The organism is Streptomyces sp. NPDC030183 (genome assembly GCF_055573455.1).
On sequence record NZ_JBVIBK010000001.1, the window covers coordinates 127,759 to 146,312 of the forward strand.

Sequence of the window (18,554 nt, forward strand, 5' to 3'; positions counted from 1 at the left end):
GAGCCATCGGGGGTGCGCGTTCCCCCGATCGCCACGCACATGCCGTTGTACGGCGGTGTTTTCGGCGATGTGGCAGGTCGGGCGGGGAGTAGGCCGTGTGGGTGGTGGCCGGAAACCGCGGCGGCACAAGGAACGGTGGGGGCGAGCGGACGTCACCGCCCCCGCCGCCGCGAAGGGTACTACGCCCGACCGGGGAAGAAGATCTTGACCTCGCGCTCGGCCGACTCCTCGGAGTCCGACGCGTGGATGAGGTTCTCACGGACGATGACGCCGTAGTCACCACGGATGGACCCGGGCGCCGCGGCGATCGGGTCGGTCGGACCGGCGAGCGCCCGCACACCCTCGATGACGCGGTCGCCCTCGACGATCAGCGCCACGACCGGACCGGAGGACATGAACTCCACCAGCGGCTCGTAGAACGGCTTGCCCTTGTGCTCGCCGTAGTGCTGCTCCAGGGTCTCCTGGTCCAGGGCCCGCAGTTCCAGCGCGGTGATCCGCCAGCCGGCCTTCCGCTCGATTCGGCTGATGATCTCGCCGGTCAGGCCACGCCGGACGGCGTCGGGCTTGAGGAGGACGAGGGTGCGCTGGCTCACGGTGGTGACTCCTTCATTTCACAAGTGTGCGGAGCTCAGAGGCTACAGGGCGCGCCCGACCGGGTGTCACGCAGCGTCAGGACGCCCCCGCCCCGGCCTCGGTGGAGGACGCCTGGGCCGCGAAACGGGCCTTCGCCTCGTCGACCTTGCGGCCGAAGTGGACGGACGCCCACCACAGGGCCGCGAACACCGCGCCCATGAAGAACATGGTCGGCACGAAGAAGCCGGACAGGATCAGGGCGATCTGCAGCGCCCAGCCCAGCTGCACACCACCGGGCCGGGTGACCAGCCCGCACAGCACGACGCAGAGGAACATGGCGACACCGCTGACCGTCCAGACCGTCGACATGGCCAGGTCCGGGTCCTTCATGGCGACCAGCCCGGCGAAGCCGATCACGAAGAACTCGCCGATCAGGGTGGAAGCACACAGGGTACGCATGGGTGAGATCAGCCCTTCCCCAGCAGCAGCCGGGCCTCGCCGACGGTGATGACGGAACCGGTGACGAGGACACCGGCGCCCGCGAACTCGCCCTCCTCCTCGGCGAGCGTGATCGCCGCCTCCAGGGCGTCCGGCAGCCGCGGCTCGACCTGGACGCGCTCGTCGCCGAAGACCTCCACCGCGACCGCCGCCAGCTCGTCGGCGTCCATCGCGCGGTGACTGGAGTTCTGGGTGATCACGACCTCGGCGAAGATCGGCTCGAACGCCTCCAGGACGCCCCGTACGTTCTTGTCGCCGCTGGCGCCCACGACCCCGATGAGCCGACTGAAGTCGAACGCCTCACCGACCGCCTCGGCCGTGGCCCGCGCGCCCGCCGGATTGTGCGCCGCGTCCAGCACGACCGTCGGGGACCGCCGTACGACCTCCAGCCGGCCCGGCGACGACACCGACGCGAACGCCTTGCGGACCGTCTCCGCGTCCAGCGGCTCCGGCCGCTGCGAGCCGACGCCGAAGAACGCCTCGACGGCGGCGAGGGCGACCGCCGCGTTGTGCGCCTGGTAGGGGCCGTGCAGCGGGAGGTAGACCTCGGGGTACTCGCCGCCGAGGCCGCGCAGGGTGAGCATCTGCCCGCCGACGGCGACCTGCCGTGAGACGACCCCGAACTCCAGGCCCTCCCGGGCCACGGTCGCGTCGACCTCCACGGCCTTCTTCAGCATCACCTGCGCCGCGTCGACCGGCTGCTGCGCGAGGATCACGGTCGCGTCCTGCTTGATGATCCCGGACTTCTCCACGGCGATCTCGGCGGGCGTCGTGCCCAGCCGGTCGGTGTGGTCCAGGTCGATGGGGGTGATGACGGCGACGTCCCCGTCGATGACGTTCGTGGCGTCCCAGGAGCCGCCCATCCCGACCTCCACGACGGCCACGTCGACCGGCGCGTCGGCGAAGGCCGCGTACGCCATGCCGGTGAGCACCTCGAAGAAGGACAGCCGGTACTCCTGGGAGCCGTCGACCATCTCGACGTACGGCTTGATGTCCTGGTACGTCTCGACGAACCGCTCGGCTGAGATCGGGGCGCCGTCCAGGCTGATGCGCTCGGTGATCGACTGGACGTGCGGGGAGGTGTAGCGGCCGGTGCGCAGTTCGAAGGCGCCGAGCAGGGCCTCGACCATGCGAGCGGTGGAGGTCTTGCCGTTGGTGCCGGTGATGTGGATCGAGGGGTACGAACGCTGCGGTTCGCCGAGCACGTCCATCAGTGCGGCGATCCGCTGGACCGACGGCTCCAGCTTGGTCTCGCCCCAGCGGGTCGCGAGGTCGGCCTCGACCTCGCGCAGTGCCTTGTCGACCTCCGGGTCGGCCGGCCGCGACGGTACGTCGGCCTGGGGGGCGCCGCCCTGCGCACGCAGGGTGCGGCTGCCGGCCTCGATCACCGCGAGGTCCGGGTCACGGTCCGTCTCCGCGGCGATGATCTCCTCGAAGGGGTCGATCGGCTCGGGCTCCTGGTCACTGCGTTCGCTCACGGGGCCCAGTCTACGGACCGGGCGCCTGTGAGCTCGGGGGCACCCGCTGCTGGGCGGCAGCGGGTCGTGGACGGCCGGTCGCGCGGTTCCCCGCGCCCCTTTCCTGTCCGGCGGCTTCAGGTCGCGCTGCACAGCGGAAGGCCCCGGTGCCTGCACAGCAACCGGGGCCTTCGCGGGCCTACCAGCGGTTATGCCTGCGGGAGGCGGTCCAGCTGGGCGGTGATGCGGGCGATGTCCTCGTCCGCCTTGGCGAGGCGGCCGCGGATCTTGTCGACCACCTGGTCCGGGGCCTTCGCGAGGAACGCCTCGTTGCCCAGCTTGGCCGTGGCCTGGGCCTTCTCCTTCTCGGCGGCGGCGAGGTCCTTCGCGAGCCGCTTGCGCTCGGCGGCGACGTCGATCACACCGGAGAGGTCGAGGGCGACCTCGGCCCCGGCCACCGGCAGGGTCGCCGTCGCCGAGAAGCCGTCGCCCTCGGGCTGGAGGCGCAGCAGCTGGCGGATGGCGGCCTCGTGCGCGGCGAGCGCCGTGCCGTCGAGGGTGAGGCGGGCCGGGACGCGCTGGCCGGGCTGGAGACCCTGGTCGGCGCGGAAGCGGCGGACCTCGGTGACGACCTGCTGGACCAGCTCGATCTCCCGCTCGGCGGCGTCGTCGCGGAAGCCGCTGTCCTGGGGCCAGTCGGCGATGACCAGGGACTCGCCGCCGGTCAGCGTCGTCCACAGGGTGTCCGTGACGAACGGGACGACCGGGTGGAGCAGGCGCAGGGTGACGTCGAGGACCTCACCCAGGACCCGCTTGCTGACCTCGGCCGGCTCACCGCCCGCCTGAAACGTGGTTTTGGACAGCTCCACGTACCAGTCGAAGACCTCGTCCCACGCGAAGTGGTAGAGCGCCTCGCTGAGCTTGGCGAACTGGAAGTCCTCGTAGTACGCGTCGACCTGCTCGACCGTCTCGTTCAGACGGGCGAGGATCCAGCGGTCGGTCGCCGAGAGCTTCGAGGCGTCCGGCAGCGGACCCTCGACCGTCGCGCCGTTCATCAGCGCGAAGCGGGTGGCGTTCCAGATCTTGTTGGCGAAGTTGCGGGACGCCTGGACCCAGTCCTCGCCGATCGGGACGTCCGTGCCCGGGTTGGCGCCGCGCGCGAGGGTGAAACGGAGCGCGTCGGAGCCGTACTTGTCCATCCAGTCGAGCGGGTCGACGACGTTACCGAAGGACTTCGACATCTTCTTGCCGCGCTCGTCGCGGACCAGGCCGGTCAGCGCGATGGTCTTGAAGGGGACCTCGCCGTCCATCGCGTAGAGGCCGAACATCATCATCCGGGCGACCCAGAAGAAGATGATGTCGTGGCCGGTGAGCAGGACGTCGGTGGAGTAGAACTTCCGCAAGTCCTCCGTCTGTTCGGGCCAGCCGAGCGTGGAGAAGGGCCACAGGCCGGAGGAGAACCAGGTGTCCAGGACGTCGGTGTCCTGGGTCCAGCCCTCGCCGGTGGGCGGCTCCTCGTCGGGGCCGACGCAGACGGTCTCGCCGTTCGGGCCGTACCAGACCGGGATGCGGTGGCCCCACCAGAGCTGGCGGGAGATGCACCAGTCGAACATGTTGTCCACCCAGTCGAAGTAGCGCTTCGACATGTCCTCGGGGTGGATCTTGACCCGGCCGTCCCGGACCGCGTCGCCGGCGGCCTTGGCCAGGGGCGCGACCTTGACCCACCACTGCATGGACAGACGGGGTTCGACCGTGGTCCTGCAGCGGGAGCAGTGGCCGACGGAGTGGACGTAGGGGCGCTTCTCGGCGACGATCCGGCCCTGCGAGCGCAGCGCGCCGACGACGGCGGAGCGGGCCTCGAAGCGGTCCTGGCCGAGGAAGGGGCCGTGGACGGTGATGACGCCGTGCTCGTCCATGATCGTCATGGAGGGCAGGTCATGGCGCTGGCCGATCGCGAAGTCGTTCGGGTCGTGGGCCGGGGTGACCTTGACGGCGCCGGTGCCGAACTCCGGGTCGACGTGGGTGTCGGCGACGACCGGGATGCTGCGGTCGGTGAGCGGCAGCTTGATCAGCTTGCCGATGAGGTGCTGGTAGCGCTCGTCGTCCGGGTGGACGGCGACGGCGGTGTCACCGAGCATCGTCTCCGCGCGCGTGGTGGCGACGACGAGGGAGTCCTCGCCCTCGCCGTAGCGGATGGAGACCAGCTCGCCGGCGTCCTCCTGGTGCTCGACCTCGATGTCGGAGATGGCCGTCAGACAGCGCGGGCACCAGTTGATGATGCGCTCGGCGCGGTAGATCAGCTCGTCGTCGTAGAGCCGCTTGAAGATGGTCTGGACGGCCTTGGACAGGCCCTCGTCCATCGTGAACCGCTCACGGTCCCAGTCGACCCCGTCCCCGAGCCGGCGCATCTGGCCGAGGATCTTGCCGCCGTACTCCTCCTTCCACTGCCAGACGCGCTCGACGAACTCCTCGCGGCCCAGGTCGTGGCGGGACTTGCCCTCTTCGGCGAGCTGCTGCTCGACCTTGTTCTGCGTGGCGATACCGGCGTGGTCCATGCCGGGGAGCCACAACGCCTCGTAGCCCTGCATGCGCTTGCGGCGGGTCAGGGCGTCCATGAGGGTGTGCTGGAAGGCGTGCCCGAGGTGCAGGCTGCCGGTGACGTTCGGCGGGGGGATGACGATGGTGTACGCGGGCTTGTCGCTCTCGGCGTCGGCCGCGAAGTAACCCTTCTCTACCCAGCGCTCGTACAGCGTCCCCTCTACATCGGCCGGCGCGTACTGGGTCGGCAGATCGGTGGCGGGCGCTGGAGGCTGCTGCTGAGCGTTCTCGGTCACCCGGTCAGTTTAGGGGTGTCACGGGGTCGTCCCGAAACCGGATTCTTCCGTAACGGTGTGACCCCCGGTGCGTGGGACCCATCGTGTTTGCGCCAGGATGTCAGGAACACATAAGCATCTGGAGGGGAACCCAGAACATGAGTCACAACCAGCCGGGCCCGTACGGCGGGCAGCCCCAGCAGCCCGGGCCGTACGGTCAGCCGGGCCCCTACGGCCAGCAGCAGCCGCAGGCCGCCCCCCAGCCCGGCTACGGCTACCCGCAGCAGGCGCCCCCGCAGCAGCCGGGCTACGGGTACCCGCAGCAGGCCCCCCAGGGTGTTCCGCCCCAGACCCCGCCCTACGGCCAGGCCCCCTACGGCCAGCAGCCGGGCTACCCGACCGTGCCCCAGCCCCCGGCGGCCGGCGGCGGTGCCGGCAAGAAGGTCGGCATCATCCTGGGCGCGGTCGCCGTGGTCGCGGCGGTCGCGGTCGGCGCGTACCTCGTCTTCGGCGGAAGCGGCAGCGCGGACATCGCGGACGACGGCCCGCACAAGCTGACGACGCCGGCGTCGGTGCTGGGCGAGTACAAGAAGAAGGACAGCGGCGGCGGCGCGCTGTCCGACAGCGACGTCAAGGACGCCGAGAAGTGGGGTGTGAAGAACCCCAAGGACGTCAGCGCCTCGTACGTGGCCGGCAACGAGAACAACCCGATGGCGCAGAAGCAGCTGCACTTCAGCGGCGTGTACGGGGAGATCGAGGACCCCGAGGCGGTCGTCGACGCCATGCTGGACCACATGCAGTCCGAGTCGGGGAAGGACGACGACGACGTCAAGGTCACCATGGTGGGTGACCCGAAGTCGTACGACTCCGCCGAGGGTGCCGTCCTCAAGTGCCAGGACGCCAAGATGGAGCCCACCGACGGCAACACGAGCGGCGGACCGAGCGAGATGAACCTGTCGTTCTGTGTGTGGGGCGACTACAGCACGGTCGGCATCGTGATGCCGATGGACCTCGCCAGCATCATGGCCGAGAAGGCGACGGACCAGTCCACCGCCGCGGACACCACCGCGAAGCTCCGCGACGAGGTGCGCGTCAAGGCCTGACGGGTGTTCACGGAGGGGCGTTCCGTAAGCGTGCGGGGCGCCCCTCCGCCGTCTTCCTCAGGCCCGAGTGCAAGCTTCCGTAGCGTGCCGAACCGTCACACGAACACCTACGAGATCGGCTATGCAGGCAGGGCTGGGGCCAAAGATCAGATCCTTACCACACGCCTCCGTCACAACCGGGCCCACTCGGTAACCCTTGCTCTTGAGGTACTCGACGCAATCGAACGCGTCAGCATGCGCCGTACCCGCCGTGACCACGGGCATGATCCCCGCCGCCGCGACCACGCTGACGCCGGCGAATTCATGGCGCCTGGCCGGATCTCGTCGTAGATCAACGCAAGAGGGCACCCAAGGCAATGCCTCGGGTGCCCTCTTCTGTAAGTGACCGGCGGTTACGCCGTCTTCTGCTCGCCCGAGCCCCGGCCGCGGGCGTCCCTCGGGATCAGGGTCGGGTTGACGTTGGAGTGGACCACGTCCGCTGTGATGACCACGCGGGCCACGTCCTTGCGGGACGGGACCTCGTACATCACCGACATCAGGACCTCCTCCATGATGGCGCGCAGGCCGCGCGCGCCCGTCTGGCGGAGGATGGCCTGGTCGGCGATGGCCTCCAGGGCCTCGCGCTCGAAGTCCAGCTCCACACCGTCGAGTTCGAAGAGGCGCTGGTACTGCTTCACCAGGGCGTTGCGGGGCTCCACCAGGATCTGGAGGAGGGCTTCCCGGTCGAGGTTGTGGACCGACGTGATGACCGGGAGACGGCCGATGAACTCGGGGATCATGCCGAACTTGACCAGATCCTCGGGCATGACGTCCTCGAACTGGTCCTTGGACTCCAGCTCCCGCTTCGAGCGGATCGTCGCACCGAAGCCGATGCCCTTGGCACCCGCCCGCGACTCGATGATCTTCTCCAGGCCGGCGAAGGCACCGCCCACGATGAACAGGACGTTCGTCGTGTCGATCTGGATGAACTCCTGGTGCGGGTGCTTGCGGCCGCCCTGCGGCGGGACCGAGGCCGTGGTGCCCTCGAGGATCTTGAGCAGGGCCTGCTGCACACCCTCGCCGCTCACATCCCGCGTGATCGAGGGGTTTTCACTCTTCCGCGCGACCTTGTCGATCTCATCGATGTAGATGATCCCGGTCTCGGCCTTCTTGACGTCGTAGTCGGCGGCCTGGATGAGCTTCAGCAGGATGTTCTCGACGTCCTCGCCCACATAGCCCGCCTCCGTGAGCGCCGTGGCGTCGGCGATCGCGAACGGGACGTTCAGCATGCGGGCCAGCGTCTGGGCGAGGAGGGTCTTGCCGGAGCCCGTGGGGCCCAGCAGCAGGATGTTGGACTTGGCCAACTCGATCGCGTCGTCGCGGCCTTGGCCGCCGCCGTTCTCGCCGGCCTGGACGCGCTTGTAGTGGTTGTACACCGCGACCGACAGGGCCTTCTTGGCGGCCTCCTGGCCGACCACGTACCCCTCGAGGAACTCGTAGATCTCGCGCGGCTTCGGGAGTTCCTCCCAGCGGACCTCACTGGTCTCCGCGAGCTCTTCCTCGATGATCTCGTTGCAGAGGTCGATGCACTCGTCGCAGATGTACACACCGGGCCCTGCGATGAGCTTCTTGACCTGCTTCTGGCTCTTGCCGCAGAACGAGCACTTGAGCAGATCGCCGCCGTCACCGATGCGTGCCACGGTGTGCTTCCCCTTCGCCTGGGAGACGCCTGGACGATTGGAATCCAGCGGCTCCTGGTGCTGCCTTATGTCGACGGTACCTTGCCGGGCCCCCCGTTCGGGCCCCCCTTGGCACGGTTCGCTTTGACGTGCACCTTGTCGTGCACTGGGTCAAACGGTGCCAACCATGCCAAGGGGCGGCGAACAATACAGCGTTTCCGCCGTCAGCGGACGCTGCTGTTGTTCATCTTCCGCGTGGAGATGATCTGGTCGATCAGGCCGTACGACAGCGCGTCCTCGGCCGTGAGGATCTTGTCGCGCTCGATGTCCTCGCGGATCTTCTCGATCGGCGTGGTGGAGTGCTTGGCCAGCATCTCCTCCAGCTGCGAACGCATCCGGAGGATCTCGTTGGCGGCGATCTCCAGGTCGGAGACCTGGCCACGGCCCGTCTCACTGTACGGCTGGTGGATCAGCACGCGCGCGTTCGGCAGGGCCATGCGCTTGCCGGGCGTACCGGCGGCCAGCAGGATGGCCGCGGCGGAGGCCGCCTGGCCCATGCAGACCGTCTGGATGTCCGGCTTCACGAACTGCATCGTGTCGTAGATCGCGGTGAGCGCCGTGAAGGAGCCGCCGGGGCTGTTGATGTAGACCGAGATGTCACGGTCGGGGTCCATCGACTCCAGGCACAGCAGCTGCGCCATGACGTCGTTGGCGGAGGCGTCGTCGATCTGGACGCCGAGGAAGATCACCCGCTCCTCGAAGAGCTTCGCGTACGGGTCGTACTCGCGGATGCCCTGGGAGGTGCGCTCGACGAAGCGCGGGATCACATAGCGGGACTCGGCCGTGGGGCCGGTGTACTGGGAGCTCGCACGGTCGTAGAGGCCGCGGCCGGGGAAGTCGTTCACTGTGGGTCTCCTGGAAGCCTGAGAGGGGCTGAGGCGGTCGGCTGGGGCTGTCTGGGGGTGCGGGTCGACTGCCGCCGGGCTGCGCGCCGTCGTACGTCCGTGACGGCCGTCGTACGGCCGCCGTACGGCCCGCGCGGGGTCCGGAGCCGGTCCTTCCGCCGCAGGCCCTCGTACGGGCTTCTGCGGCGGTCGGACGCGGTCGGGCTCACGCACGGCGGCGCGCGGCTCGGCGGGTGCCGTTACGCCTGCCCGGCCCCGGTGCCGCCGCCGCCCGGCATGCCGGCGGCCGTGGCGATGACGTCGTCGATGAGGCCGTACTCCTTGGCCTCGAAGGCGTCGAACCAGCGGTCGCGGTCCGAGTCGCGGGTGATCTGCTCGACCGACTGGCCGGTGTGCTGCGACGTGAGCTCGGCCATGCGCTTCTTGGTGTGCAGCAGCCGCTCGGCGTGGATCTTGATGTCCGAGGCCGAGCCGGCGAGGCCGGCCGAGGGCTGGTGGATCAGGATCTCGGCGTTCGGCAGCGCGAAGCGCTTGCCGGGGGTGCCCGCGCTGAGCAGGAACTGGCCCATCGAGGCCGCGAGGCCCATGGCGATGGTCACCACGTCGTTCTTGATGTACTGCATGGTGTCGTAGATCGCCATGCCGGCCGTGATCGAACCGCCCGGGCTGTTGATGTACAGGTAAATGTCCTTGTCCGGGTCGGCGGCAAGGAGCAGCAGCTGCGCGGTGATCTTGTTCGCGATGTCGTCGTCGACCGGCTGGCCGAGGAAGATGATCCGCTCGTTGAGCAGCCGGTTGTAGACATGGTCGCCGAGGCCACCGCCGATGGAAGGTTCGCCGGCGGCGGAGGGCATCAGATTCGTCACGTATCCACCTGCTCGTCTTACGACGGCGCCGGGCCGTCTCACGTTTCCCTGCGGGGGCCTCCGGCGGTTTCGCCGAGTGCTCCGGCCCCGTATTCATGGACCCTAACGCGGAGGCTCCGCCGGGGAATCCCGCAAAGGGAACTGTTCGCTGTCAGCGCATGCGCTCCGCTGGGCGGAGGGGCCCCGCGTCGCCCCCGGCCCACCCAGGGGCGCGGGCTGCCCTGCCGTATGCGAGGAGGCCCCGGAGCTTGTGCTCCGGGGCCTCCTCGTACGGATCAGAGGTGAGACGAGGCTCAGCCCTCGTTCTTCTCCTCGGCGGAGCCCTCGGCGGCGGCCGGGGTCTCCTCCGTGGTCTCGGCGGAGCCCTCCGCGGTCTCGTCCTCGTCCTCGTCGTCGAGGTCGACGAGCTCGCCGTTGGTGTCCTTCACCGTGGACGCCTCGACGACCAGGGCCAGGGCCTTGCCGCGGGCGACCTCGCCGACCAGGAGCTGGACCTGGTTGTTCTGGACGACGGCCTGGGCGAACTGGTCGGGGGACATGCCGGAGGAGGCCGCACGCCGCATGAGGTGCTCGGTGAGCTCCTCCTGGTTGACGTTGAGCTTCTCCTTGGCGACCAGCTCGTCGAGGACGAACTGGGTCTTGATGCCCTTGACGGCCGCTTCCTTGGTCTCGGCGTCGAACTCCTCGACCGTCTTGCCCTGGATCTCGAGGTACTTCTCGAGGTCGAGGCCCATCTGGCCGAGCTGGTGGTGCTCCAGGTTGTGCTTGCGGGTGTTGATCTCGTCCTCGAGCAGCTTCTCGGGGACGGGCACCTCGACCAGCTCCAGCAGCTTCTCCAGGACGCGCTCCTGGGCCTGCGTGGCCTGGTCGTACTGCTTCATGTTCTCCAGGCGCTTGCGGCTGTCCGCGCGCAGCTCCTCGAGGGTGTCGAACTCGGAGGCGAGCTGGGCGAACTCGTCGTCCAGCTCCGGCAGCTCACGGGCGGCGACCTGGGTGACCTTGACGGTGACCTCGGCCTCCTTGCCCGCCGCCGAGCCGCCCTTCAGCTCGGAGGTGAAGGTGGCCTCCGCGCCTGCCTCCAGGCCCTTCACGGCGTCGTCGATGCCGTCGAGCAGCTCGCCCGAGCCGATGGTGTAGGAGACGCCCTCGGCGACGCCGTCCTCCAGGACCTCGCCGTCGACCTTGGCCTGGAGGTCGATCGTGACGACGTCGCCGTCCTCGGCGGCCCGCTCGACCGGGGAGGTGGAGGCGAAGCGCTCGCGGAGCTGCTCCACCGCCTTGTCGATGTCCTCGTCGGTGACCTCGACGGCGTCGACCTCGACCTCGATGCCCGAGAAGTCGGGGATCTCGATGGTCGGGCGGACGTCGACCTCGGCGGTGAAGTTCAGCGTCTCGCCGTCCTTCAGCTCCGTGATGTCGACCTCGGGCTGGCCGAGGACGTTGAGCTCGGCCTCGTTGACCGCCTCGGTGTAGAGCTTCGGAAGCGCGTCGTTGACAGCCTCCTCCAGCACGGCGCCGCGACCGAACCGCTGGTCGATGATCCGGGCCGGGATCTTGCCCTTGCGGAAGCCCTTCACCGTGACCTGCTGGTTGATCTTCTTGTACGCCGCGTCGAGGCTGTCCTTGAGCTCCTCGAAGGGCACCTCGACAGTGAGCCGAACCCGAGTCGGGTTCAGGGTCTCCACGGCGCTCTTCACGGTTCGGTCTCCTTGTGGCTGACTTCTTGGGGGTTCTGCTGGGCCCCCTGCCGGATCCGGCAGAGCCTCAGCGGATTCGCGGCCCTTGAGAGACGTGAGAGTGCAGACACACGGGCGCGCAGCTTGCATAGTAACCGCAGGCGGTACACGCCCCAAAAGGTGATCTTGAGACACCGGGTGCCCCGCGGGTCGTGCCCTGGCAGGTCCCGGCCGGTCGGCCCGGCGGGTTCCGGCTGGTGGTCGGGGTGGCGGGATTTGAACCCACGGCCTTCCGCTCCCAAAGCGGACGCGCTACCAAGCTGCGCCACACCCCGTCTGGTGCGACACGTAGGGTACATGCCCGGGGCCTGCGGGGCCGCCGAATTCGCCCAGTGCGCGGGCGCGTGCGCGGGCGGGCGCGCGGGTGGACCGGAAGGGGTGTGCGGCGAGGTCGCCCGACCCGCTACGATGCCTTCTGTGCCGCGGTCTCCCGACCTGCGGCGCGACCTGTGCGGGCGTAGCTCAATGGTAGAGCCCTAGTCTTCCAAACTAGCTACGCGGGTTCGATTCCCGTCGCCCGCTCCGATGGCCTCCGGCCCGGCTTCGAGGGACTTCCTCGGAGTCGGGCCGGAGGTCTTTTCGTGGTCCCGGGTGCCGGACCCGGAGGACTCCCGACGGGCGGGGCGCCGCCGGTGAGGGCCGCGCGTCCCGTCGTGTCGCGTCGTGTCGCGTCGGTGTCGCTAGAACTGGATCGAGTTGATCGTTTCCGCTATCGAGTTCAGGAAGCGTTGGATGTCGTCGGCCATGCCGGTGGAGGCGAGGAAGAAGCCGAAGAGAATGGCGACCACGGCCGGGCCGGCCTTGATCGTCCCGCCTCGCATCAGCACGATGAGGATGATCCCCAGCAAGAGAACCACTGACAGCGATATGGCCACACAGATCACACCCTCGGTCGGTCCGCACTCCCGGCCCGGGGCGCCGACCCCACGCGCACCCCGCCAGAACCATCGTGCCACCAACCAGGCCGTCCTATGCGGCGGGTGAGGCAACGTCGGCCACAGTGAGGCGGATCCGTGGTCCCGTCCGGGAGCGGCGAGAGGACGCCGGGAGTGAATTCACGGTGATCGTTTCCGTGCACACACATCCCGTTCGCAGGTAATTCGAATTGTTGCCACAGACACATCAAGAGCCCTGCGGGGAAGGGTAATTAACCGGACATTCCGCCGGAGTCGCCCGAGCATGTTATGCACTGTTTAGTCCGGACATATGCGGACAGAAGGTGCGGGTGTCATGCCCCTCGGTGCACAGACAGTGACGTTCTGACTGAGGCTCACTTCACCGAATGCCGGGTACCCGGAGAGGGCACACGATCACCAATACAGGATTACCGTCGACGGTTTTACTGATTCGCACACACAACGCTAGGGTGCCTCAGATGTTCACCGCTGCCTCGTCCCCCCCTTGCGCAGCGAGTGCTCGGACCAGCCCGCGGAGTTGCCGGCGGGAGGGTCTGTGACGAACTCGCTGCGACCGCATGGCCATACCAGCGCGCCGCTCCCCCCGGCCCAGTCGCCGGCGGACGGAGTGCCGAGTCCACGCTCGCTGAAGTCCTCGTCCCCCCACCCGGCCACGAGCGCCGCCTCGCCGGGCACCAGACCGGCCAGACAACGTGACGCGTTCTTCGACAACGCCAAGTACCTGGCCATCGTGCTTGTCGCGATGGGCCACGCCTGGGAGCCGCTGACCGACCACAGCCGTGCCGCCGAGGCCCTGTACATGGTCGTCTACACCTTCCACATGCCGGCGTTCATCATCATCTCCGGCTACTTCTCGCGCAGTTTCGACATGCGTCCCGACCGGCTGCGACGGCTGGTCACCGGCATAGCCGTGCCGTACGTGCTGTTCGAGGTCGCGTACTCGGTCTTCAAACGGTACGCCGACGACGACCCGTCGCACCCGATCAGTCCGCTCGACCCCTGGTACCTCACCTGGTTCCTGATCGCGCTGTTCGTCTGGCGGCTGACGACGCCGCTGTGGAAGGTGGTGCGCTGGCCGGTGCCGCTCGCGCTCACCATCGCGGCGCTCGCCTCCGTGTCGCCGGACATCGGTGACGACCTCGATCTCCAGCGCGTCCTGCAGTTCCTGCCGTTTTTCGTGGTGGGTCTGTTCATGAAGCCGGCGCACTTCCAGTTCATGCGCCGCCGTGAGGTGCGGATCCTGTCCGTACCGGTGCTGGCGAGCGCGCTGGCGATGGCGTACTGGCTGGGCCCGGACATGAACTCGGCCTGGTTCTACCACCGGGACAGCGCCCAGGAACTGGGTGCGCCGTGGTGGGCCGGTGTCGTGATGACCTTCGCGCTGTTCGGCTGCTCCATGGTGCTGACCACGTGCTTCTTCGCCTGGGTGCCCCGGCGGAAGATGTGGTTCACCGTGCTCGGCGCGGGCACCCTGTACGGCTACCTGCTGCACGGGTTCCTCGCGAAGGGCTCGCGCTTCTGGGACTGGTACGACCTCAACGCCTGGATCTACCAGCCGCTCGGCGAGCTGTTCGTCACGTTCTTCGCGGCCGCCGTCATCACCGTGCTGTGCTCGCCGCCGGTGCAGCGGATGTTCCGGTTCGCGATGGAGCCGAAGATGGAGTGGGCCTTCAAGCGGGACGCGACCGAGCTGGCCCGCGAGCGCGGGAAGGCCGGCGCCCGCGGCTGAGTCTCATCCCTGGTTGTCGTCCGTGGCCTCCTCGGTCGCCGGTTCGTCCGGCAGGCCGAGGAGGTTTCGCATGTGGGCGTACTTGTGGGTCAGCCGGGCTCGGGTGAACTCGTCCAGGACGGCCAGCCGGGCCGGGTTCGCGTTGTGGGCGAGGTCGGACTGCTTGACGAGGAGGGCGCCCGGGGTGGCGAGGATGCGCGCGGCGTACGCCTCCGGGGGCTCTCCGGGGCGCTTGGTGAGGGCCAGCACGATGCTCTTCGTACGGGCGCTCAGGGGTGCCTCGGCGAGCCATTCCTCGGTGAGGGCCTCGTCCTCGACGGCGTCGTGCAGCCAGGCAGCGGCGATCTGGTCCTCGTCGCCGCCGCGGGCGGCCACGCCGTGGGCGACCGCCTGGAGGTGCTCGGTGTAGGGGCGGCCCGCCTTGTCGGTCTGGGCGGCGTGCGCGCCGCGGGCGAGGGCTTCGACGTCCGCGAGGGAGAGGGGCATGGGGTGGGCTCCTGTGGTGTGTCGGGCGGGCGGGATCCTCGGGCGGGATCCTGGTGAGGGTCGGTTCCTCGGCCTTCGCCCCCCTCGGGCGGGGTCCTGGTGAGGGTCGGTTCCTCGGCCTTCGCCCCCCTCGGGAAGCGCCCTGCCGCGCGCGAGCCGTGGGGGGCCGGCGTCACCGCGGGTCGGGGCCGTGGGGCCCGGCGTCACTTCGGCACGGTCGTCTCTTGTCGGCACGGTCGCCTCTTGGGGGCCGAAGGGCACCGTCGTCACTTCGGGGCCGTGGGGCCCTCTCGGCAGATCAGGAGCAGGGCCCGGTCGTCGTTCACGTCCTTGGCCACCGCCTCGATGAGATGCCAGGCGGCGCCGTGGAAGCCGCCCGGGACGTAGCGGTCGGCCTCGCCGGTGAGGCGGTCGATGCCCTCGACTATGTCGCGGTCGGCGGTCTCGACGAGGCCGTCGGTGAACAGCATGAGGACGTCACCGGGGCGCAGCGAGCCCTTCACGGGGTCGAACTGGGCACCGTCGTAGACGCCGAGGAGCGGGCCCTCGGCGGCCTTCTCCTCCCAGCGGCCGGTGCCGGCGCTGAGCTGGAGACCGGGCGGGTGGCCCGCGGAGAAGAGTTCGTAGTCGCCGGAGTCGAGGTCGAGGACGAGATGGATGGAGGTCGCGAAGCCTTCGTCCCAGTCCTGGCGCAGGAGGTAGCCGTTCGCGGCGGGGAGGAAGGCGTGCGGTGGGAGCGATCCCAGCAGGCCGCCGAAGGCACCGGACAGAAGCAGGGCGCGGGAGCCGGCGTCCATGCCCTTGCCGGAGACGTCGGTGAGGACGACTTCGAGGGTGCGGCCGCCGTTCGTACGGGCCGCGACGACGAAGTCACCGGAGAACGACTGGCCGCCCGCGGGGCGCAGCGCCATCTCGCGGTGCCAGCCGGCGGGCAGCTGGGGCAACTTGCTCTGCACCCGGATGCGTTCGCGGAGGTCGAAGAGCATGGTGCCGCCGCGCCGCCAGGGGACGCCGACGCGGCTGCGGAACTGGGCGATGAGCAGGCCGAAGAAACCGCAGGCGGCGACCACGAGCACGATGCCGGGCGTCACTCTGGCCGGACCCTCGGTGTAGGGGCCGAGCTGCACGGACTCGACGATCAGCGCGGTGGCGGCGGCCGCGTACAGGCCGAGCAGGCTGGCGGGACGCAGCAGGAGACCGCCCGCGACGATGGGCAGGACCAGCGCGGCGGGCGAGAACCAGACCGGGTCGATCATCGTGAGCGTCGCGATGACCGGGATCATCAGCAGCAGAGCGGCCAGGGCGACCCAGTCGGAGCCGTCGCCGCGGAAGTAGTCCACGGCGGATTTGCGCACGCCGGTACGGACCCGGTGAACCAGCTTCTTCATCCGGGCCGTGAACGTATCGGCCGCCGCGCGCCGCTCTCGTCCTGCTGCCATTGTTCGGGACCTTATCCATCGGACCAGCCCCTGTGCACAGGAGGTCCTACTTGTCCCCCTTCCGAGGGCCGGTTCACGACGAATCTCACACAGATCTCACACGCGAGCCGTCCTGCGGCCCCGTGCGGCACCTGTGAAGGATCCCAGATGTCCCCGCGCGGCATGGGGAAATTCACTCGCTCGTAACGAATCGCACTGCTACGCATGGCACATGACGACTGAGCTGCGGGTGCTGGGCAAGGACGACTGGAATGTCTGGTACGCGAACCTCCTGCGGGCCTTCGGGGGGATGCCGTCACCGGACGAGGAACGCGATCTCGACGAGTCGCTCATCGACTACGGCCGTGCGCTCGGCGCCTGGGACGGCGGCCAATGCGTCGGTACGGCCGGGGCGTTCGACTTCCGCGTCACGGTTCCCGGCGGCGCGGCCGTCCCGGCGGCGGGCGTCACGATGGTGAGCGTCGCGGCCACGCACCGGCGGCGCGGCGTCCTGACCGCCATGATGCGGCGGCAGTTGGCGGACGTCCGCTCGTGGGGCGAGCCGCTGGCGGTGCTGGTCGCGTCGGAGCCGGCGATCTACGGGCGGTTCGGGTACGGCGTCGCCACGCACCGGCTCGGTGCCGAGGTCGACACCACACGGGTCAGGCTGTCGGTGCCGCCCGGCACCGAGGAGGTGCGGCTGCGGTACGCCGACCCGGCCGAAGCCCTCGACGCCTGTGAGGCGGTGTACGCGCGCCGGGTGCCGGAGCGGCCGGGGATGCTGGTGCGGCGGCCGGGCTGGGAGCAGGCGGAGCTGCTCGACACGGACCGGCACCGGGCGGGCGGCTCGCCGTTGCAGTGCGTGGTGGCGGAGCGGGACGGGGGCGAGGGGCTCGTCGGGTACGCGCGGTTCCGGGTCAAGCCGGACTGGGGGCCGGGCGGGGCGGCGGGGGTGGTGCGGCTGAGCGCGCTGGAGGCGGTGGATCCGGCCGCGCACGCCGCGTTGTGGCGTTTTCTCTTCGACATCGACCTGACGTCGTCGGTCGTGGCGCACCGGCGGCCCGTGGACGAGCCGTGGCTGCACATGGTCTCGGACGTCCGGCGGTGCGGGCTGCGGGTGCAGGACGATCTGCATGTACGGCTGGTGGATGTCGGGGCGGCGCTGCGGGCGCGGACGTACCAGACGCCGGTGAACCTGGTGTTGGAGGTCGAGGACGCCTTCTGCCCGTGGAACGCGGGGCGTTGGCGGCTCGTCGGCGGCGCGGCGGGGGCGAGCTGCGAGCGGACCGAGGAGGCCGCCGATCTCTCGCTGTCGGTACGGGAGTTGGGGGCTGCCTATCTGGGTGGGGTGAGCCTCGCGTCGCTGGGTGCGGCCGGGCGGGTGCGGGAGCTGCGGCAGGGGGCGCTCGCGGAGGCGTCCGTGGGATTCCTCTCGTCGACCGTGGCGCCCTGGTTGCCGCACCCGTTCTGACGCGGGGTGCCCACCGGGGTGTCAGCCGCGCTGGCAGGTGGGGCACCAGAAGAGGTTGCGGGCGGCGAGACCGGCGGTGCGGATCTCGCCGCCACAGATGTGGCAGGGCAGGTGGGCCCTGCGGTACACGTACACCTCGCCGCCGTGGTCGTCGACGCGGGGCGGGCGGCCCATGGCCTCGGGGGTGTGTTCCGGGCGGACGGTGTCGATGCGGTTGTTGCGGACGCCCTCGCGCATGAGGGCGACGAGGTCGGCCCAGATCGCGTCCCACTCGGCGGGGGTGATGTCCTTGCCGGCGCGGTACGGGTCGATGGCGTGCCGGAACAGGACCTCCGCGCGGTAGACGTTGCCGACGCCCGCGATGATCTTCTGGTCCATGAGGAGCGCGGCGATCGTCGTACGGCTGCGGGAGATCCGGGCGTACGCGAGGGCCGGGTCGGCGTCCGGGCGGAGGGGGTCCGGGCCGAGGCGGGCGTGGACGGCCCGCTTCTCTGCGTCCGTGATCAGGGCGCAGGTGGTGGGGCCGCGGAGATCCACGTACGAGGTGTCGTTGCGCAGGCGGAGGCGGACCGTGTCGGTCGGCGGGGGCGCCGGCGCGGGGCCGAAGTCGACCTTGCCGAAGAGGCCGAGGTGGATGTGGACCCAGTCCTCCGCGTCAGGGGCGCCGAAGTGCAGGAAGAGGTGCTTGCCGTGGGCCTCGGCGGCGGTGAGGGGGGTGCCGTCGAGGAGGGCGGCGGCGTCGGCGAACTTGCCCTGGGGGCTGGTGACGTGGGTGGCCGTGCCGTTGCCGAAGTGGGTGAGGTAGTCCTCGGCCAGGCGGTGAATCGTGTGGCCTTCCGGCACGGGGCCCTCCGGGGGTGGGGCGGGGCGCCTCATGGGTGGGGGCGCGGGGGGCGTTGGGGGGTGCGGGTGGGTGGGGGCTTG

At 69.7% G+C, this 18,554-nt stretch carries 15 protein-coding genes and 2 tRNA genes; 4 read left to right on the top strand and 13 right to left on the bottom strand.

The annotated features are described in order from the left end of the window. Nucleotides 1-179 precede the first annotated feature (179 nt). The 4 genes from ndk to ACZ4Z2_RS00540 all read right to left on the bottom strand — a co-directional run bounded on the left by ndk (nucleotide 180) and on the right by ACZ4Z2_RS00540 (nucleotide 5,362). Nucleotides 180-593, bottom strand: coding sequence for a nucleoside-diphosphate kinase (ndk, locus tag ACZ4Z2_RS00525; protein WP_468070865.1), 414 nt, complete (start codon nucleotides 591-593; stop codon nucleotides 180-182). A gap of 76 nt (nucleotides 594-669) precedes the next feature. Beyond that, nucleotides 670-1,032, bottom strand: a complete 363-nt coding sequence (locus ACZ4Z2_RS00530) for a DUF4233 domain-containing protein (RefSeq protein WP_099964522.1) — start codon at nucleotides 1,030-1,032, stop codon at nucleotides 670-672. An 8-nt stretch (nucleotides 1,033-1,040) separates the two neighbouring features. Beyond that, complete coding sequence (folC, locus tag ACZ4Z2_RS00535; RefSeq protein WP_468070866.1) at nucleotides 1,041-2,549, bottom strand: bifunctional tetrahydrofolate synthase/dihydrofolate synthase; 1,509 nt, start codon at nucleotides 2,547-2,549, stop codon at nucleotides 1,041-1,043. 188 nt (nucleotides 2,550-2,737) lie between these two features. After that, nucleotides 2,738-5,362, bottom strand: coding sequence for a valine--tRNA ligase (locus ACZ4Z2_RS00540; protein WP_468070868.1), 2,625 nt, complete (start codon nucleotides 5,360-5,362; stop codon nucleotides 2,738-2,740). Between the two features lie 137 nt (nucleotides 5,363-5,499). Here ACZ4Z2_RS00540 and ACZ4Z2_RS00545 point away from each other — a divergent pair, with 137 nt between their 5' ends. Further along, nucleotides 5,500-6,444: a hypothetical protein gene (locus ACZ4Z2_RS00545; protein WP_468070870.1), complete on the top strand. Its 945-nt coding sequence runs from the start codon at nucleotides 5,500-5,502 to the stop codon at nucleotides 6,442-6,444. Between the two features lie 392 nt (nucleotides 6,445-6,836). Here the strand turns inward: ACZ4Z2_RS00545 and clpX are convergent, their stop codons facing one another. From clpX to ACZ4Z2_RS00570, 5 genes are all read right to left on the bottom strand, one after another. Continuing rightward, entirely contained in the window at nucleotides 6,837-8,123 is a 1,287-nt protein-coding gene (gene clpX / locus ACZ4Z2_RS00550; RefSeq protein ID WP_107464051.1) for an ATP-dependent Clp protease ATP-binding subunit ClpX, read from the bottom strand. 203 nt (nucleotides 8,124-8,326) lie between these two features. Next, nucleotides 8,327-9,007 carry an ATP-dependent Clp protease proteolytic subunit gene (locus tag ACZ4Z2_RS00555; protein WP_468070872.1) on the bottom strand — a complete coding sequence of 227 codons (681 nt, stop codon included), beginning with the start codon at nucleotides 9,005-9,007 and terminating at the stop codon, nucleotides 8,327-8,329. A 239-nt stretch (nucleotides 9,008-9,246) separates the two neighbouring features. Continuing rightward, nucleotides 9,247-9,861 (bottom strand): ATP-dependent Clp protease proteolytic subunit, encoded by a 615-nt coding sequence (locus tag ACZ4Z2_RS00560; RefSeq protein ID WP_055519442.1) that lies wholly within the window; start codon nucleotides 9,859-9,861, stop codon nucleotides 9,247-9,249. Nucleotides 9,862-10,166: 305 nt separating this feature from the next. Further along, nucleotides 10,167-11,570: a trigger factor gene (gene tig, locus ACZ4Z2_RS00565; protein ID WP_468070874.1), complete on the bottom strand. Its 1,404-nt coding sequence runs from the start codon at nucleotides 11,568-11,570 to the stop codon at nucleotides 10,167-10,169. A 237-nt stretch (nucleotides 11,571-11,807) separates the two neighbouring features. Then, nucleotides 11,808-11,884, bottom strand: a tRNA-Pro gene (locus ACZ4Z2_RS00570). A gap of 176 nt (nucleotides 11,885-12,060) precedes the next feature. On the opposite strand from ACZ4Z2_RS00570, the gene ACZ4Z2_RS00575 reads away from it, so the two are divergent. Continuing rightward, a tRNA-Gly gene (locus ACZ4Z2_RS00575) sits at nucleotides 12,061-12,131 on the top strand. 158 nt (nucleotides 12,132-12,289) lie between these two features. Here the strand turns inward: ACZ4Z2_RS00575 and ACZ4Z2_RS00580 are convergent. After that, the gene (locus ACZ4Z2_RS00580) at nucleotides 12,290-12,484 is read right to left on the bottom strand and encodes a hypothetical protein (RefSeq protein ID WP_055517972.1); all 195 of its coding nucleotides are present in this window, start codon (nucleotides 12,482-12,484) and stop codon (nucleotides 12,290-12,292) included. A 577-nt stretch (nucleotides 12,485-13,061) separates the two neighbouring features. On the opposite strand from ACZ4Z2_RS00580, the gene ACZ4Z2_RS00585 reads away from it, so the two are divergent. After that, complete coding sequence (locus ACZ4Z2_RS00585) at nucleotides 13,062-14,255, top strand: acyltransferase family protein (RefSeq protein ID WP_468070876.1); 1,194 nt, start codon at nucleotides 13,062-13,064, stop codon at nucleotides 14,253-14,255. A 3-nt stretch (nucleotides 14,256-14,258) separates the two neighbouring features. On the opposite strand, the gene ACZ4Z2_RS00590 is transcribed toward ACZ4Z2_RS00585, so the two are convergent. After that, nucleotides 14,259-14,741: an HD domain-containing protein gene (locus ACZ4Z2_RS00590; protein WP_468070878.1), complete on the bottom strand. Its 483-nt coding sequence runs from the start codon at nucleotides 14,739-14,741 to the stop codon at nucleotides 14,259-14,261. Between the two features lie 266 nt (nucleotides 14,742-15,007). Beyond that, a complete protein-coding gene (locus tag ACZ4Z2_RS00595) occupies nucleotides 15,008-16,180 on the bottom strand; it encodes a PP2C family protein-serine/threonine phosphatase (RefSeq protein WP_468070880.1) in 1,173 nt (390 codons plus the stop codon). Between the two features lie 211 nt (nucleotides 16,181-16,391). On the opposite strand from ACZ4Z2_RS00595, the gene ACZ4Z2_RS00600 reads away from it, so the two are divergent. Next, complete coding sequence (locus ACZ4Z2_RS00600; RefSeq protein ID WP_468070881.1) at nucleotides 16,392-17,630, top strand: GNAT family N-acetyltransferase; 1,239 nt, start codon at nucleotides 16,392-16,394, stop codon at nucleotides 17,628-17,630. A gap of 21 nt (nucleotides 17,631-17,651) precedes the next feature. Here ACZ4Z2_RS00600 and ACZ4Z2_RS00605 read toward each other — a convergent pair whose 3' ends face one another. Then, nucleotides 17,652-18,473: an Fpg/Nei family DNA glycosylase gene (locus ACZ4Z2_RS00605; RefSeq protein WP_468070883.1), complete on the bottom strand. Its 822-nt coding sequence runs from the start codon at nucleotides 18,471-18,473 to the stop codon at nucleotides 17,652-17,654. Between the last annotated feature and the right edge of the window lie 81 nt (nucleotides 18,474-18,554).

Bases quoted from the DNA above. Each gene is read 5' to 3' on its own strand.
- ACZ4Z2_RS00530 (WP_099964522.1), bottom strand. From the start codon at position 1,032: ATGCGTACCCTGTGTGCTTCCACCCTGATCGGCGAGTTCTTCGTGATC.
- ACZ4Z2_RS00545 (WP_468070870.1), top strand. From the start codon at position 5,500: ATGAGTCACAACCAGCCGGGCCCGTACGGCGGGCAGCCCCAGCAGCCC.
- ACZ4Z2_RS00560 (WP_055519442.1), bottom strand. From the start codon at position 9,861: ATGCCCTCCGCCGCCGGCGAACCTTCCATCGGCGGTGGCCTCGGCGAC.
- ACZ4Z2_RS00590 (WP_468070878.1), bottom strand. From the start codon at position 14,741: ATGCCCCTCTCCCTCGCGGACGTCGAAGCCCTCGCCCGCGGCGCGCAC.
- ACZ4Z2_RS00595 (WP_468070880.1), bottom strand. From the start codon at position 16,180: ATGGCAGCAGGACGAGAGCGGCGCGCGGCGGCCGATACGTTCACGGCC.
- ACZ4Z2_RS00600 (WP_468070881.1), top strand. From the start codon at position 16,392: ATGACGACTGAGCTGCGGGTGCTGGGCAAGGACGACTGGAATGTCTGG.